Below are 16695 nucleotides of genomic sequence, written 5' to 3' on the forward strand. Positions count from 1 at the left end.
AGTCATTATAGGCTGTCTTTTTTTTCGATCATTTCTGTTGTTCCAAAAGGAATAAGGCTTTCGAGTAACAGTTGTTTGGTTGTTGCCAGCGCATCGTGATAAAAGCTTTTATTGTTTAAACTTTTTCCTGAAATTGCCTGTGTCTGAATAGAAAAATCTGAATAATGTTGTGTTACCGCCCAAATATGAATAATTAGATGAAGCGGAGAAACAGGTTTGAGTTTCCCTTGTTCAATCCACGTTTGAATAATGTCTGTTTTTTGCTGAACCAGTTGTTTAAGCGATGTTTTTAAAATATGTGACACATAAGGTGCGCCTTGCATCATTTCGAGTGCATATAGGCGAGAAGCCTGTGGCATTTTTTTTGCGAGTCGGTATTTGATTTCGATGTAATCGCCTAACGCTTGTTGAGGGTTCTGGTCTGTAGATAGGCGATTCAGTGGTAATAACCATTCAGTTAATACATAAGACAAGACCGCAATATATAAGTCATCCTTGCCTTGGAAATAATAAAAAAGATTGGATTTTGAAATACCTGCTTCCTCAGCAATTTGTTCCATGCTTGCGCCTTGTAGACCATAGACAGAAAAAACATTTAAAGCGGATTCAATAATATGTTTCTGCTTTTTGACCGCATTGGGGCTTTTTTTTGAAGAAATGGTTTGAGTTTCAGGCATGAAAATTTATTCAGTTTTCTCAGGAAATCAAGATTTTAGCAAATTGTATTGTACTTTTACGGTATTTTTGCGTAGCCGGTGAGCAAAAGTTGCACAATGCCTGTGCGCCAATGCGCATTGTTGGGGATTATTTGGACTAATTAGTCTAATAATATTTTAAAATTAAATTTATTAAATAATTGAAAAATAACATATAAAAATATTGGCATGATGTTTGCTTAACCTTAATTATAGTGATCAATTTAATCTTAAACAGGTTCAACCTCTCATGATGTGAAACCAAGGAGAAGCGACATGCAAATCGGTGTTTTTTGCCCAATTGGCAACAATGGATGGCTTATTTCCAAAAATTCGCCTCAATACAAACCCAGTTTTGAATTGAATAAAACAGTTGTACAAAGTGCAGAACAATATGGCTTTGATTTTGCATTGTCGATGATCAAGCTGAGAGGTTTTGGTGGAGAAACTGAGTTTTGGGACTATAACTTGGAAAGCTTTACCTTAATGTCTGGTTTAGCTGCGGTAACCTCTAAAATTAAAATTTATGCAACAGCCGCAACCTTGGCAATGCCACCTGCAATTGTTGCACGTATGGCGGCCACTATTGATTCCATTTCAAATGGGCGTTTTGGTTTAAATGTGGTTACGGGGTGGCAGCGCCCTGAATATAGTCAAATGGGCATGTGGCCAGGGGATGAGTATTTTGGTAAGCGTTATGAATATCTAGCTGAATATGTTCAGGTTTTAAAGGAACTTTGGGCAACAGGACATTCCAATTTTAAAGGCGAGTTTTTTAAAATGGAGGACTGTCAGGTAAAACCACAGCCATCAAAAGATCTAAAAATTATTTGTGCAGGGCAATCTGATGCTGGTTTGGCATTTTCTGCGCAATATGCCGATTACAACTTTGTCTTTGGTAAAGGACTAAATACACCTACAGCTTTTGCACCCATCAATGATCGTTTAAAACAACACACTGACCAAACTGGTCGTGATGTTTCTACATTGGCACTGTTTATGGTGATTGTGGATGAAACCGATGAAAAAGCGATGGCGAAATGGCAAAGCTATAACGATGGGGCGGATATGGAGGCTATCCACTGGTTGCAGGATCAGGGAGATAAAGACAAATTTTCTGGAAAAGAAACCAACATCCGGCACATGGCTTCGAGCGTATCACCCGTCAATATCAATATGGGCACTTTGGTCGGTTCTTATGCAAAAGTCGCAGCCATGCTGGATGAAATTGCCGAGGTTAAAGGCACAGACGGCATTTTATTAACCTTTGATGATTTTGTAGAAGGTGTTCGTGATTTTGGTGAAAAAGTTCAACCCTTGATGAAAAGCCGTGTTAATGCGGACAGTAGCGTTCCAAGTTTAATCAAAACCATTGCGATGGAGAAAAGCGCATGAACAAAGATCAAATTATTCGAGCCGAGTTTACTCAAGCACATGCCCCTGTGTTGTTGGCAGAACCTGAATCGATTCAACTTGACCCAAAACAAACCGCATTAATTGTGGTTGATATGCAAAATGCCTATGCCAGTTTAGGTGGCTATCTTGATTTGGCTGGTTTTGATGTCTCGGCAACCAAACCTGTGATCGAGAATATCCAGAAAACCATTGATGCTGCCCACCAAGCAGGGATTCAGGTGATTTTCTTTAAAAATGGTTGGGATGATCAATACGTTCAGGCGGGTGGCGAGGGTTCACCGAATTATCACAAATCTAATGCCATAAAAACCATGAAAAAACGCCCAGAATTACAAGGGAAGCTACTCGCAAAAGGGGGATGGGACTATGAACTGGTGGATGCCTTGCAACCTACACATCAGGATATTGTGATTGAAAAGCCAAGATATAGTGGATTTTTTAATACCAATTTGGACAGTATGCTTCGTGCGAAAGGCATCCGTAATCTGATTTTTACAGGCATTGCGACCAATGTGTGTGTGGAATCAACACTCCGAGATGGCTTCTTTTTAGAGTACTTTGGCGTGCTGCTTGACGATGCGTGTTATCAGGCAGGGCCAGCGTCAGCACATGAGGCGACTTTATTTAATGTTAAAGCGTTTTTTGGTTGGGTGTCTGATACTCAAACCTTCGTTAAAACATTTACATCACCTACTTTAAAACAACAACTCGAAACAGCGATAACTGAATAAAGGAAAAAACATTATGCCAAAACAAGTTGTTATTCCAGAAGGAACTTCAAAGCCACTTGCACCGTATGTGCCTGCCACACTTGCGGATAATATTGTCTATGTTTCGGGAACACTTGCATTAGACGAAAATAATGATGTTGTTGCTGTTGGTGATGCTGCTGCCCAAACCCGTTATGTATTGGAAATCATTAAAAAAGTGATTGCAACGGCAGGTGGTACGATGGATGACGTGACCTTTAATTCTATTTTCATCAAAGACTGGGCAGATTATGCAGCGATTAATGCAGTCTATGCCGAATATTTTCCAGGGGATAAACCTGCACGGTACTGTATTCAGTGTGGTTTGGTCAAAGCCGATGCACTGATAGAAATTGCATCGGTTGCACATCTTGGCACTTGAGAAAATAGCAGGAGTTTGAATGATGTTGGTAGATAATGCCGAATACAAACATTCAAATTATCTGTATGATTTACAGGAGAAAACAATGAATACATTTGTACCGAAGTATAAGCCTGACCAAGCTGAATTAGAAACCAGTCGGATGCTCTTACAGGGCATTCAGACACAAATGGCTGAGAAAAAGCAGCAAACGAAGGCGGTAAAATCGTTGACTGAAACACAACAACAATTTCGTAATGCAATGAGTCATTTGGCAGCAGCAGTAAATGTGGTGACAACCGATGGCGTTGCAGGTCGGTCAGGGTTTACCGCATCTGCGGTATGCAGTGTGACAGATTCTCCTCCGACATTATTGGTGTGTTTAAATCGCAATGCTTCGGTTTACTCCGTTTTTCAGGAAAATCAGGTGTTATGTGTGAATACATTGGCACAGAACCATCAGCAACTTTCCAATGTTTTTGGTGGAAGAACACCCATGGAAGAACGTTTTGCACAAGGAAGTTGGCATCAATTATGCACAGGTTCTCCTGTGTTAAAGGATGCTGTTGTGGCATTTGATTGCCAGATTTGTCAAATCGTGAGTGTTGGCACACATGATATTTTGTGTTGCCAGATACTTGAAACACAAATGAATCATGGGACACAAGGCTTAATCTATTTTGACCGTGCTTATCATAATCTTACACGGCATCCATAAGTCAGATCGGCGCATGATCAGAGGGAATTTCAATGAAAGAAGAAGGTTGGTTTAGTGCGTGGAAACCGTATAAAGGAAATTTGGAAACAACACCTGTTGCCATGAATGAATATTTGCCACTTGGGCAAAGTATGGTTTTAGGGGCGCAGCATGCCTTTGCCATGTTCGGTGCAACGGTACTTGCGCCGTTACTCATGGGATTTGACCCTAGTCTGACCATGTTAATTACGGGTATTGGTACTATTTTATTTTTCCTGATCACAGGTGGGCGAGTGCCAAGTTATCTTGGTTCAAGCTTTGCATTTATTGGTGCAGTGGCAGCAGTCACAGGGTATAGCGGTGTTGGGTCGAACCTGAATCTCCCTGTTGCATTGGGTGGAATTATTGCCTGTGGTGTGGTTTATGCCATTGTTGGGCTGATTGTAATGAAATCAGGCACAGTATGGATTGAAAAACTATTACCGCCTATTGTGACGGGTTCTATTGTCATGATTATTGGGTTAAATCTTGCACCTGTGACCATTAAAGGCGTGTCATCAAATAGTTTTGATACATGGATGGCGTTGGTAACGGTACTGTGTATAGGTAGTATTGCGGTATTTACTCAGGGCATGCTGCGCCGTTTATTGCTTCTGGTTGGTCTGATTCTGTCTTATGTTGTGTATTTTGTTTTAGCCAATGTACTTGGTTTCGGTAAACCCATCCATTTTGAACCGATTGCAAATGCAGCATGGTTTGGGCTTCCGACATTGCATTCACCTGTATTTTCAACTAATGCGATTTTGCTGATTGCACCTGTTGCCGTTATTTTAATTGCTGAAAATTTAGGACATTTTAAAGCTGTTAGCGCCATGACAGGGAAAGATATTTCACCTTATATGGGGCGTGCATTTTTTGCCGATGGGCTTTGTACGACACTTTCTGCCATGGTCGGTGGAACAGGCATGACAACCTATGCAGAAAATATTGGTGTGATGGCTGCAACTAAAATTTATTCAACTATTGTGTTCGTCTTTGCTGGTGTATTTGCCATTTTATTGGGATTATCTCCTAAATTTGGCGCATTGATTAGTACCATTCCTGTTGCGATTTTAGGTGGTGCATCGATTGTGGTGTTTGGCTTGATCACCATCGCAGGGGCACGAATCTGGATGAATAATAAAATCGATTTTAGCCAAAATGGAAACATGTTGGTGGCAGCCGTTACCATTATTATGGGAACAGGAAACTATTCAATCCATCTTGGTGGTTTTGATTTAGGTGGGATAGGCACAGCAACTTTTGCCGCTATTTTATTGAATTTATTATTAAATCGTGAAAAAGTAAAACAAACCCAGCCGAAGCTAGAAGACTCTCAATTAATCTCGAAATAAAAATAAAAAGCCGATAAGGATATCGGCTTAAGCATCTGGATGATTAGATCTTTTCTAGTAACACGCCTGTTTCGACATGATGGGTATATGGGAACTGATCAAACAATGCAAAACGCTGAATACGATGTGTTTGGCTTAACATTTTTAAGTTGTCATGCAAGGTGTCAGGGTTGCATGAAATATAAATAATATGTTGAAAACCCTGTAAAAGTTTTAAGGTATCATCATCAATGCCTGCACGCGGTGGGTCAACAAAAACAGTTCCAAATGCGTATTCTTTTAAATCAATTTTGGCTTCTTGTAAGCGTCTAAACTCACGTTCGCCCTGATACGCCTGTGTAAACTCTTCTGCGGCCAAACGTGCAATTTGAATGTTCTTAATTTGATTTTTTTCGATATTCCACTCTGCGGCATACACAGAAGATTTGGCTAATTCAGTGGCTAAAACACGTGGAAATTTTTGTGCAAGCGGTAGGGTGAAATTTCCATTCCCACAGTACAGCTCAAGTAAATCGCCTGAACAGTTTGAGGCAACATCACAGGCCCATTGCAACATTTTTTGGCAAACCTGTGCATTCGGCTGGGTAAACCCGTTTTCAATTTGTTTGTAGTGGAATGTTTGACCATCTACTTGAAGTTGCTCAATTACAAAATCATCACTTAACACCAGTTTTTGACCACGGCTACGACCAATGAGCTTAATGTCGAGTGCTTCGGCAACCTGTTTGGCAAGCGCTTCCCAAGTGGCATCTAGTTTGCGGTGATAAATCATACTCACCAACATTTCGCCACTTAAACTGGACAAGAAATCAATTTCAAACAAACGATGATGCAATTCAGGATGCTGTTTTAATGCTTCAAGCAGTTTTGGCATTAATTGATTAATGCTTTGATCTGCAATTGGAAATTCATCCACACGCACCACTGTTTTTTGTTTTTCATCTGTGTTGCGTTCAAACATGGCATAGAACAGATCATTTTCTGTGTGCCAGATACGAAATTCAGCGCGCATACGAAAATGTTGTTCTGGCGAGTCAAACACCTCAAGTTCAGGTGGTTGATACTCAGAGAACTGTGCGCGAATACGTTCGACTTTGGCTTGCAGTTGTTGTTGATATGCTGATGTCATAGACCTAAAGATCACACAATGAAAAACAAAGGCGCAATGTTAGCAAACTCTATTGGATAAGCCTAGTATCGGCATTTGAAAGAGCCCCCTTAAATAAAAATTAAGGGGGAAGTGTGATTAGTCCGACATGGTCATCAGGCTGGCATTGCCACCTGCCGCAGCCGTATTCATACTAATGGCACGTTCAATCACCAGACGTTCTAGTGGGATAATCGTATTGCGATCATCAAGATGAGTAATACCCACAATTGCACCTTCGCGCTCGGTCATGGTGTGTTGAAGTTGTTGAAGCGATGCAATTGAACCATGATGTAACACGGCATCGTATTCGGCATGGGTGATATCATTCGTTAAGTGAATCGCAGATAAAATTTGTTCTGGAAGCGTGCTCTGATAACGCTGATAAAAGAAGTCATCCTGCTTTAAAACAGCCTGTGCATTTACAGCAAAAATTGCCAGTAATTGTTCGACTTGTTGAAGTTCATGCGTTGCAATTGAAAGCACACGCTGACGCGGTAAAATCACATATTGGTTACTTTCACCTGTTGGGCCTTGCAATTCATAGATTTGATCGACCATGAAAGGCTGAACTTTTTCGATATTAAAATTTGGGTAAGTTTGTTGTACCCATGTTTTGAAAAGTCTGAAGTTTTGCAAAGTTGTTTCGGGTTGTTCAAGCAGTGTCGATTTGACTGCAAAAGGTGTTTTTAGTGTTGCAGATGCACCTTGCTGTAAAAGACGATAAAGATAAAGCGGGCCACCTGCTTTTGGGCCAGTACCTGATAAGCCTTCACCCCCAAAAGGCTGAACCCCAACAACTGCACCGACAATGTTACGGTTAATATATAAGTTACCGACATGGGCAGACTCGATGACGGTGTGAATCGTTTCATCAATACGGGTATGTAGCCCCATAGTTAAGCCATAGCCTTTGGCATTAATTTGTTTCATTAACGCATCGAGTTCGCCATAAGCATAGGTGATGACATGCAGTACAGGGCCAAACACTTCACGTTCCAAGTCATCCAAATTTGGCAGTTCAATAAGCGTTGGGGGCACAAAATTTCCTGTGTTTAAAGTAGCTTGAGTCTGTGCCTGATCAAACATAAGTTGATGAACAGCATAGCCTTTTTTACTCATGTTTTCGATATGGCGCTGAATACTGTGTTGTGCCTCGGCATCGATGACAGGCCCAATATCGGTGTTGAGTTTGAGTGGATCTCCAACACGTAATTGTTGCATCGCACCTTTGAGCATGGTGAGCACAGCATCCGCACTGTCTTGCTGAACACATAAAATTCGCAGCGCAGAACAGCGTTGACCAGCACTGTCAAATGCAGAGTTGATCACATCGGCAACGACTTGCTCGGTCAGGGCAGAGGAGTCTACGATCATGGCATTTTGTCCGCCTGTTTCTGCAATGAGCGTAACTGGTTGACCATTTGGATTGAGGCGTTTAGAAACAGTACGTTGTAGAATTTTGGCAACTTCGGTTGAACCTGTGAACATGATGCCATGAATACGAACATCTTGACTAAGTTGTGCTCCAACCGTTTCGCCTTGCCCCGGCAAAAATTGTAGAGCAGCCGTTGGAATGCCTGCTTCATGTAATATTTGTACTGCCTGATACGCAATGAGAGGCGTTTGTTCAGCAGGTTTTGCAATGACACAATTCCCTGTGACAAGTGCTGCGGCAATTTGACCTGTAAAAATTGCTAAAGGGAAATTCCAAGGGCTAATACATAAAACTGTACCTAAGGCATTTAACTGTCCCTGTTGTGGGAAAAATTGTCCTTGTTTGGCATAGTAGCGAAGGAAATCAACAGCTTCTCGCACTTCTGCAATTGCATTGGCATACGTTTTGCCACTTTCTCTTGACAATAAAACCATCATTTCTAAAAGACGGGATTCAAGGATGTCTGCGGCAGACTCTAAATATTGGGCACGTAAGGCAATTGGGGTATGTTGCCATGTGTCTTGTTGCGCTCGAGCAAGTTGTAAGGCCTGTGCTGCATGTGCAGATGTTGCTTCGATGACATGACCGACAATATCCTGATGGTTTGCAGGATTAATCACCTCAAGGTGTGGGGAAACGGTTTCAGTATAAACCGGCTGAGCAATCAGACTTTGTGCATGCCATTGAAAATGCTGATATTCACTTGCAACTTGGTTCAACTGTTCAAGACACTGGTCATTTGCCAAGTCGAAACCTTGAGAATTGATTCGTTCCAAACTATATAAGTTTTTTGGATAGGGGATTGCTGCATGTTTTAAACCAATGGCTTGACCTTGTTGTTCTGCATCTAGCAAAGTTTGCATCGGAGATTGAATCAGATCCTCAATTTCAAGATGTTGGTCAGCAATGCGATTCACGAAGGATGTATTTGCGCCGTTTTCTAGCAGGCGGCGAACCAAATAGGCTAGCAAGGTTTCATGACTACCGACAGGGGCATAAATTCGACATGGAACGCCCAATTGCCCATCTTGTTTTTTACCGACCACTTGTTCATATAAAGGTTCACCCATGCCATGTAAACACTGAAATTCATATTGTCCCGCATAATAATTTTCAGGTTGTGCCATGTGGTAAATCGTTGCAAGACTTTGTGCATTGTGCGTGGCAAATTGTGGGTAGATTTGCTCAGGCGCTGCAAGTAACTTTTTCGCACAGGCAACATAAGACAAGTCGGTGTGGATTTTACGGGTATAAACAGGGTAGTCACTCATCCCGTCAATTTGCGCTTTCTTAATTTCACTATCCCAATACGCGCCTTTGACCAAACGAATCATGAGACGTCGTTGGCTGCGTTTTGCCAAATCAACCACATAGTCCGCCACAAAGAAACAGCGTTTTTGATAGGCTTGAATTACAAAGCCAATACCTTTCCATCCTGCCAAATCAGGCTCAAAACATAAGCGTTCAAGTAACTCTAAAGATAGTTCCAGACGGTCAGTTTCTTCGGCATCAATATTTAAACCAATATCATAATGTTTGGCTAAACGAGCTAACTCTAAAATTCGTGGATATAACTCGGCATGAACCCGATCATGCTGCGCGCGTTGATAACGTGGATGAATGGCAGAAAGTTTGATAGAAATGCCCGCACCTGAATAAACATCTTGCCCAACCGTGGACTGACCAATGGCATGAATCGCTGAAACATAATCATCCATATAACGCTGTGCGTCAGCGTCGGTAAATGCAGCTTCACCCAGCATATCGTAAGAATAGCGGAAACCTTTTTGCTCCAAATTTTTTGCATGGTGCAAGGCTTGTTGAATGGTTTCACCAGTGACGAACTGTTCACCCATCATCCGCATAGCAACATCAACTGCTTTACGGATAACACCACGGCCACTTTTTGCCAAAATTGAAGTCAAAATGCTAGAAAGGCTACGATGATTAGGCGTACCCATCAGTTTCCCTGTCAGCATTAATCCCCATGCTGCGGCATTGACAAAAATAAGGCTACTTTGTCCAACATGCTCTTTCCAGTTGCCTTGATTGATTTTGTCACGAATCAATAAATCGCGTGTTGCTGTATCTGGAATACGTAACAACGCCTCAGCCAAACACATTAATGCAATCCCTTCCTGAGAGGACAGCGAGAACTCTTGGAGTAGCCCTTGAACAATACCCGCTTTGCCTGTGCTGCCTTTGCGCTCACGTAAATGTTTAGATAACGCATAGGCAAGTGTATGAATTTGTTGTTCTTGCTGTTCAGATAAACGGGAAAATGCCAGTAATTCCTCAACTGCTTCCGTTTCAGGACGACGCCATGCCTGATTGATTTTCTGTAAGTCGCTATTTTTAGACTGAAAATCGGTAATCAGCTCTTTCGTATTTTGATTAGGTGTAGTAATAGTTTTTGTTTCTGTCATGGCGTTATCCTTAAAACGAGCACGTATTGCAGTATGGGTTTAATAAAAACTATAATTACAAAATAAATAGTGAATAACTCACTATAATATGGATATTATTTAGAGAATAACTCAGATGGCAGATAGTGTTTTTCAGCTTGATCGAATTGATCTTAAAATTTTAGATTTGCTGCAAAAAGATGGCAGGATTTCAAATATCAAACTTGCAGAGGCTGTTAATTTATCGCCTACAGCCGTGATTGCACGTGTGCAAAAGCTGACAAAAGAAGATTTCATATCGGGCTATCATGCACATTTGAACCCAGATAAACTCAATGCCAGTTTTTTGGTGTTTGTAGAAATTTTATTGGATAAAACCACGCCACATGTTTTAGATGATTTTATTGAAGCGGTGCAGCGCTATCCTGAAATTATTGAATGTCACATGACCAGTGGCGGTTTCGATTTTTTAGTTAAAATTCGCAGTAAAAATATGGAAGAATTTCGACGTATTTCAGGACAGGTTCTGTGGCAATTGCCAGGCATCAAAGAAACCCGAAGCTATCCTGTCATGCAGGTTGTCAAAGAAAATATGATTTTGAAACTCAATCCTAAACAAAAAAATTAGTCAAAAAAATGGGCTCATATAGAGCCCATCCTTTACAAAGAATTTACTGATCAAGATGGTAGCGTTGGTCTGCTTCTTCAAACCGTGCAACAACCTCAGTATTTGGTGTTTTATCGAGCAAACTCACCACAACAATACTAATTGCAGACAAAATAAATCCTGGAATAATTTCATATATGCCTGTTGATGCAAACATGTTTTTCCAGAGAATAACTGTGACTGCACCCAAAATCATACCTGTTACCGCGCCTTTGAGCGTCATGCGTTTCCAGAATAATGACAGGATAATCAGTGGGCCGAATGCAGCGCCGAAACCTGCCCATGCATATGCCACCAGACCGAGGACTTTACTTTCAGGGTTACTTGCCAGAAAAATTGCAAAGACTGAAATCGCAAGCACCATACCGCGTCCAATCCAAACCAGTTCTTTTTGGGTTGCATTTTTGCGCAGGAAGGCTTTATAGAAGTCTTCGGTTAAGGTACTTGAACACACCAGTAACTGACAGCTAAGGGTACTCATAACCGCAGATAAGATACCTGCCATGACAATACCCGCAATCCACGGATTAAATAGGATTTGGGTGAGTTCCATAAACACCAGTTCGGAGTTTTTGCTTACACCACCAGCCAGTTCTGGATGTGCCTGAAAGAATGCGATTCCAAAGAAACCCGCACCGACAGCACCCGATAGACATAAAATCATCCATGACATGCCAATACGACGTGCAGCAGGAATTGATTTTACCGAGTCGGCTGCCATGAAGCGAACTAAAATATGCGGTTGTCCAAAGTAACCCAAGCCCCATGCCATAGACGAGATGATCGCTACAATGGTGACATTTGACATCATGTCAAACGCGTGTGGACGTGCAGTCACAATGTATTGGGTAAATTGTTGTCCATCGCCAGTGACTGCCAAATAGGTAAATACAGGGGTTAAAAACAATGCGAATAGCATCATTGCTGCTTGGAAGGTATCTGTCCAGCTAATTGCAAGGAAGCCACCGATACACACATAACTAATGGTTGCAATTGCACTTAGCCAAAGTGCTGTGGTGTAGTCCATGTGAAAAATCGTTTCAAATAGACGCGCGCCTGCCACCATGCCTGATGCACAATAAATTGAAAAGAAAATCAAGATAATGAGTGCTGAGCAAATTCGTAAAATCCGCGATTGATCATCAAAACGGTTGGTAAAATAATCAGGTAAAGTCAAAGAGTTATTTTGTACTTCGGTGTGGACACGGAGTCGACCTGCAACCAGTAACCAGTTTAGCCATGCGCCAATGATCAGCCCAACGGCAATCCACGCTTCAGATAAGCCACTCAGATAGATTGCACCAGGCAGCCCCATCAATAGCCAGCCACTCATGTCCGATGCGCCTGCAGAGAGTGCAGTCACGAAACTTCCCAGACTACGCCCGCCAAGGATATAGTCTGAAAAATTAGAGGTTGCCCGATAGGCATATAGGCCAATACAGACCATAGCAGTGATGTACAGTACAAAAGTAATGACTGTAGGATTAGCGTAGTTCATACGAGAATGATCCTATTTTAACGCTTAACTTAAACGCTCCATGTTTAAATTGACGAAATCAAATGAAAGATGGCTATTCTAAAAGAGTTGACCCAATGTTACAAAATTAAAAAAACAAATTATGTTTTTGGAGGCGTTATTTTTGCTGTAATCGTTATATTTGAGCCAGCACAATACGCCCCCCAAGAGAGACTAGATAAGTTTAAAAATATAAAGCTATAAGCTGACTTTTAGAAAATCATGCAGTGCATTTCTGAATTTTAAGGGCTCAGAAACCAACGGAGTATGTCCAGATTGATGAAATTCGACCACCTTTGCCTGAGGGATGTGCTGCGCAATCATGTGTTGCCCCTGAGCAGGATACAGACGAGATTGCATTCCGATAAAAAACGTGGTTGGACAGGTGAGCTGAGTAATGGCAGGACGATAATCTTCTTGATGATTTAAATAAGTGTCGAGATACCACGCCAAATAATCAAGGCGTTGCAAAGGAAGTAGCGGTGATTGCAAAAATGGATATTCTTTTGCCAGTTTAAATAAAGCAGGAAAAAGCTGATTACTCCCTTGAAACTCAATCAATTCTTGCCATGTATGCACTAAAAAATAACGCTCACTATTAGACAGTTCATGCAAATAACGTGGATTTTTCGCATGGGTTAATAGTGCAGAAAGTTGATGAAGATATTGTCTAAACTGTTGATGTTGTTCTGCAAATAAACCATGTTCCCAAGTTGCATCTACTGCTATTTTAGGGCTTTGATCGATATGTAAATAGGTTTGAATATATTCGCTAAAGTCACCATATTGCATGCCATGCATGGCGGTTGTAGCCCCCATTGAGTAGGCAATTACAATACATTTTTCAATCTGTGCTTGTTTTAAGATTTGTTGTAAATCTGACCAATGGCTTTCAATCGCATGGATATCTTCAGGAATATCACAGTCTGCGGATAGACCAAACCCACGCCAGTCTGGAATAAAAAATTTAAATTTTTGTTGGAGGGGAAAAAGAAATGGAAGCCATTGCCAGCTTTTCATGCCTAGACCTGACAAAATCAGGACAGGTTGACCTTTGCCAATTTCTCGAACAAAAAGCGATTGTCCGTCAGACATGCGATAAAACGCCATTCATACTCCATAGTAGAACTAGAAAATAGTTTAAATAAAATGGTGGCTTTAGGCCAATATCCATTCGAATCTGATTTAAAGTGCCAATTGTAAAATTATTTTATGAAGAAACAAGTGATCGGTCACATCATTTGTTTGTTATGGTCATGAGATAGTGCAGTATGTATTTGAAATGATGAACTCATTTACTTTGTATTTTTTAATCAATATCTACTTCAAAAACATGATGAGATAGTCAGCAGATGCCTTTTTGAGGTGAAATTCGAGGGTTTCTAAATGTGAATGACTATTGAGATTATGTAAAAAGTTTCACAAAAGAATGATCTTCGACTATAACTTTATGAAATCAGTTGTATAAATAATAACGCAAGCATGATGCTAGCCGAGGAGTTGCAAATGTCAAATTATCCGCATTTATTTGAACCCTTAGATTTAGGTTTTACTACATTAAAAAATAGAGTCATTATGGGATCAATGCATGTGGGATTGGAAGAAGCACCACAAGGCTATGAACGGATGGCTGCCTTTTATGCAGAGAGAGCCAAAGGTGGCGTCGCGCTGATTGTCACAGGTGGAATTGCACCCAATGCCGCAGGTGTTACTTTTTTAGGTGGCTCGAAATTAGAAAATCGACAAGAAGCCGAGCATCATAAAATCATTACTCAGGCCGTGCATGATGCGGGCGGTAAAATTGCCATGCAGATTTTGCATACAGGACGTTATTCGTATCAGACCGATATTGTTGCGCCATCGCCAATTCAGGCACCAATTAACCCCGTAAAACCCCATGCGTTAACGAGTGCAGAGGTACAACAAACCATTGATGACTTTGTGAACTGTGCCAAATTGGCTCAATATGCAGGTTACGATGGTGTTGAAATTATGGGGTCAGAAGGATATCTGATCAATGAGTTTATTGCCTCCAGAACCAATCATCGAGAAGATGAATGGGGTGGCAGTTATCAAAATAGAATTCGTTTTCCTATTGAAATTGTTAAACAAGTTCGTCAGGCAGTCGGTGAAAATTTTATAATTATTTATCGGGTATCGATGCTGGATTTGGTTGAAGGCGGTTCGACACTTGCGGAAGTCATTCAACTGGCACAAGCCATAGAACAGGCAGGCGCAACAATTTTAAATACTGGCATTGGCTGGCATGAAGCGCGTATCCCAACCATTGCAACTCAAGTGCCTCGGGCGGCTTTTACGTGGGTGACACAGAAACTAAAAGGCTTGGTTAAGATTCCACTGGTGACGTCTAATCGGATTAATACACCAGAAATGGCGGAACATGTATTGGCAACAGGACATGCTGACATGATCTCTATGGCTCGCCCAATGTTGGCCGATCCTGAGTTTGTCCTAAAAGCTCAACAAGGCCGATCAGATGAAATTAACACCTGTATTGGCTGTAATCAGGCATGTTTAGATCATATTTTTGCCATGAAAACGGCTTCGTGCCTTGTAAATCCACGTGCTTGTCGTGAAACAGAACTGATTTTTAAAGAGGCCGTAGCAAAGAAAAAAATTGCAGTGGTGGGTGCAGGCCCCGCAGGGTTAAGTTTTGCTCTTCATGCGGCACAGCGTGGGCATCAGGTGGTTTTATATGAAGCAGCCTCCCAAATTGGTGGGCAATTTAATGTTGCCAAGTTGATTCCGGGTAAAGAAGAGTTCTATGAAACCTTACGCTATTTTCAGCGAAAAATTGAGCGATTATCCAACCAGATAGAATTAAAACTGAATCATAAAGTAAGTTTTGATGAACTGGTGCAACACGACTTTGATGACATTGTGGTTGCAACAGGTGTTAAGCCTCGACAACTGGATATAGAAGGGGCGGATCATCCAAATGTTGTGAATTATCTCGATGTTCTAAAACATAAAACCCCAATTGGATCACGTGTTGCGATTATTGGTGCGGGTGGTATCGGTTTTGATACTGCCGAGTTTCTAACACAAGAAGGAAGTAGTGCAAGTGTAGATCCTCAGAAATTTTATGATCAATGGGGGATTGATACCGAATATGCACGGGCGGGTGGATTAAAAACCTCTCATCCTGAAAAAAGTGCACGACAGGTCTATTTATTGCAGCGTAAAAATACGCCAGTTGGTGCAAATCTAGGGAAAACAACGGGATGGATTCATCGTACAGAGCTGAAAAATCGTCAGGTTAAGATGATGTCAGGAGTGGATTATCAAAAGATAGATGATCTTGGTTTACATATCACTGTCAATGGTCAGTCTATATGTTTAGAGGTCGATCATATCGTGGTGTGTGCAGGGCAAAATTCGTATACCGCCATGTATACGCAGCTTGTTGAACACGGAAAAAATGTGCATTTGATTGGGGGCGCCAAAGAAGCTGGCGAGCTTGATGCAAAACGTGCCATAAGCCAAGGGGCAGAGTTGGCAGCGATGATTTAAGGTTAAAATAGTGAGTCTATAAAAGAAGCATCCAGCATGAATGCTTCTTTTTTTGCATAAAAATTAATTTTTAAGCGCAGGTGTCGCAGCAGCAATGGCAGCAGCAACGGCATCATCTTCAGATAATTTCGCTGAAGATGATTTTTGGTGTGTTGGTGCATCTGTATTTGCAGCTTTGGTTTTGCTTGCTGTATCGGCTTTAGGTGCTGTGTCTTTTTCTGACGTTGGCGCAGTATTTTTCACTTTCTCTTTGGCCGCAGGCGCTGGCGTGTCAGTGTTGTCGTGATCAGTAGATGCTGGTGCATCATGAACTTCACGACGAATCTCAGTTGTTGTGTTATTGGTTTCCTGATGCTCAACTTCTACCTTGTGCGCAGGTGCAGGGGCAGCAACAGGAGCAGATTGTTCAGTTGGCGTCAGTGAGTGGAATTGTTCCGAAGCCACATTTTGATTTGATTGTTCAGATGGTGTTGCTTGTTGATCTTGAGCGTCAGATGCATGTTCTTTTTTAGAACATGCTGTCAAAACTAGACCCGCTACAATTACACCGCAGATAAGAAGCTTTTTATTCATTGTCGAAAAACATTTTAGATGGATTGAGGATGGTGTCTATTATAACAATAAAAATCAGATTAAAAATGTTCAGTTGTGTCACTAAATTTGCAATAAAATGATG

Annotated in this window: 13 protein-coding genes; 7 read left to right on the forward strand and 6 right to left on the reverse strand. The window is 41.3% G+C overall.

Annotation, left to right across the window (positions count from 1 at the left end):
• Positions 1-5 precede the first annotated feature (5 nt).
• Complete coding sequence (locus ABDV70_RS07445; protein WP_343596685.1) at positions 6-677, reverse strand: TetR family transcriptional regulator C-terminal domain-containing protein; 672 nt, start codon at positions 675-677, stop codon at positions 6-8.
• Positions 678-971: 294 nt separating this feature from the next.
• Between ABDV70_RS07445 and rutA the strand changes: the two genes are divergently transcribed.
• From rutA to ABDV70_RS07470, 5 genes are all read left to right on the forward strand, one after another.
• A complete protein-coding gene (rutA, locus tag ABDV70_RS07450) occupies positions 972-2090 on the forward strand; it encodes a pyrimidine utilization protein A (RefSeq protein WP_343596687.1) in 1119 nt (372 codons plus the stop codon).
• Entirely contained in the window at positions 2087-2842 is a 756-nt protein-coding gene (rutB, locus tag ABDV70_RS07455; protein ID WP_343596689.1) for a pyrimidine utilization protein B, read from the forward strand. Before rutA ends, rutB begins: the two co-directional genes overlap by 4 nt.
• Positions 2843-2855: 13 nt before the next feature.
• Positions 2856-3242: a pyrimidine utilization protein C gene (gene rutC / locus ABDV70_RS07460; RefSeq protein ID WP_343596691.1), complete on the forward strand. Its 387-nt coding sequence runs from the start codon at positions 2856-2858 to the stop codon at positions 3240-3242.
• 169 nt (positions 3243-3411) lie between these two features.
• A complete protein-coding gene (rutF, locus tag ABDV70_RS07465; RefSeq protein ID WP_343596772.1) occupies positions 3412-3939 on the forward strand; it encodes an NADH-dependent FMN reductase RutF in 528 nt (175 codons plus the stop codon).
• Between the two features lie 32 nt (positions 3940-3971).
• Complete coding sequence (locus ABDV70_RS07470) at positions 3972-5312, forward strand: solute carrier family 23 protein (protein ID WP_343596694.1); 1341 nt, start codon at positions 3972-3974, stop codon at positions 5310-5312.
• A gap of 43 nt (positions 5313-5355) precedes the next feature.
• Here the strand turns inward: ABDV70_RS07470 and trmA are convergent, their stop codons facing one another.
• Together trmA and putA are read right to left on the reverse strand one after the other, a co-directional pair.
• On the reverse strand, positions 5356-6441 hold the full coding sequence (gene trmA, locus ABDV70_RS07475; protein WP_343596696.1) for a tRNA (uridine(54)-C5)-methyltransferase TrmA: 1086 nt from the start codon (positions 6439-6441) through the stop codon (positions 5356-5358).
• A gap of 117 nt (positions 6442-6558) precedes the next feature.
• Positions 6559-10323 carry a trifunctional transcriptional regulator/proline dehydrogenase/L-glutamate gamma-semialdehyde dehydrogenase gene (gene putA, locus ABDV70_RS07480; RefSeq protein WP_343596698.1) on the reverse strand — a complete coding sequence of 1255 codons (3765 nt, stop codon included), beginning with the start codon at positions 10321-10323 and terminating at the stop codon, positions 6559-6561.
• A gap of 115 nt (positions 10324-10438) precedes the next feature.
• On the opposite strand from putA, the gene ABDV70_RS07485 reads away from it, so the two are divergent.
• Positions 10439-10930, forward strand: coding sequence for an Lrp/AsnC ligand binding domain-containing protein (locus tag ABDV70_RS07485; RefSeq protein ID WP_343596700.1), 492 nt, complete (start codon positions 10439-10441; stop codon positions 10928-10930).
• A gap of 43 nt (positions 10931-10973) precedes the next feature.
• Here ABDV70_RS07485 and putP read toward each other — a convergent pair whose 3' ends face one another.
• Positions 10974-12467, reverse strand: a complete 1494-nt coding sequence (gene putP / locus ABDV70_RS07490) for a sodium/proline symporter PutP (protein WP_343596701.1) — start codon at positions 12465-12467, stop codon at positions 10974-10976.
• A 216-nt stretch (positions 12468-12683) separates the two neighbouring features.
• Entirely contained in the window at positions 12684-13595 is a 912-nt protein-coding gene (locus ABDV70_RS07495) for an alpha/beta hydrolase (protein WP_343596703.1), read from the reverse strand.
• 396 nt (positions 13596-13991) lie between these two features.
• Between ABDV70_RS07495 and ABDV70_RS07500 the strand changes: the two genes are divergently transcribed.
• Positions 13992-16019: an NADPH-dependent 2,4-dienoyl-CoA reductase gene (locus ABDV70_RS07500; RefSeq protein ID WP_343596705.1), complete on the forward strand. Its 2028-nt coding sequence runs from the start codon at positions 13992-13994 to the stop codon at positions 16017-16019.
• A 63-nt stretch (positions 16020-16082) separates the two neighbouring features.
• On the opposite strand, the gene ABDV70_RS07505 is transcribed toward ABDV70_RS07500, so the two are convergent.
• A complete protein-coding gene (locus tag ABDV70_RS07505; protein WP_343596707.1) occupies positions 16083-16592 on the reverse strand; it encodes an internalin in 510 nt (169 codons plus the stop codon).
• Between the last annotated feature and the right edge of the window lie 103 nt (positions 16593-16695).

The sequence above is a fragment of the Acinetobacter sp. genome (genome assembly GCF_039596015.1).
GTDB lineage: Bacteria > Pseudomonadota > Gammaproteobacteria > Pseudomonadales > Moraxellaceae > Acinetobacter.

Excerpts from the sequence above, each read along its gene's own strand:
- putA (WP_343596698.1), bottom strand. The coding sequence starts at position 10,323 with ATGACAGAAACAAAAACTATTACTACACCTAATCAAAATACGAAAGAG.
- ABDV70_RS07500 (WP_343596705.1), top strand. The coding sequence starts at position 13,992 with ATGTCAAATTATCCGCATTTATTTGAACCCTTAGATTTAGGTTTTACT.
- rutA (WP_343596687.1), top strand. The coding sequence starts at position 972 with ATGCAAATCGGTGTTTTTTGCCCAATTGGCAACAATGGATGGCTTATT.
- ABDV70_RS07495 (WP_343596703.1), bottom strand. The coding sequence starts at position 13,595 with ATGGCGTTTTATCGCATGTCTGACGGACAATCGCTTTTTGTTCGAGAA.
- trmA (WP_343596696.1), bottom strand. The coding sequence starts at position 6,441 with ATGACATCAGCATATCAACAACAACTGCAAGCCAAAGTCGAACGTATT.
- putP (WP_343596701.1), bottom strand. The coding sequence starts at position 12,467 with ATGAACTACGCTAATCCTACAGTCATTACTTTTGTACTGTACATCACT.
- ABDV70_RS07470 (WP_343596694.1), top strand. The coding sequence starts at position 3,972 with ATGAAAGAAGAAGGTTGGTTTAGTGCGTGGAAACCGTATAAAGGAAAT.
- rutB (WP_343596689.1), top strand. The coding sequence starts at position 2,087 with ATGAACAAAGATCAAATTATTCGAGCCGAGTTTACTCAAGCACATGCC.
- ABDV70_RS07505 (WP_343596707.1), bottom strand. The coding sequence starts at position 16,592 with ATGAATAAAAAGCTTCTTATCTGCGGTGTAATTGTAGCGGGTCTAGTT.
- ABDV70_RS07485 (WP_343596700.1), top strand. The coding sequence starts at position 10,439 with ATGGCAGATAGTGTTTTTCAGCTTGATCGAATTGATCTTAAAATTTTA.
- rutF (WP_343596772.1), top strand. The coding sequence starts at position 3,412 with ATGGCTGAGAAAAAGCAGCAAACGAAGGCGGTAAAATCGTTGACTGAA.
- rutC (WP_343596691.1), top strand. The coding sequence starts at position 2,856 with ATGCCAAAACAAGTTGTTATTCCAGAAGGAACTTCAAAGCCACTTGCA.
- ABDV70_RS07445 (WP_343596685.1), bottom strand. The coding sequence starts at position 677 with ATGCCTGAAACTCAAACCATTTCTTCAAAAAAAAGCCCCAATGCGGTC.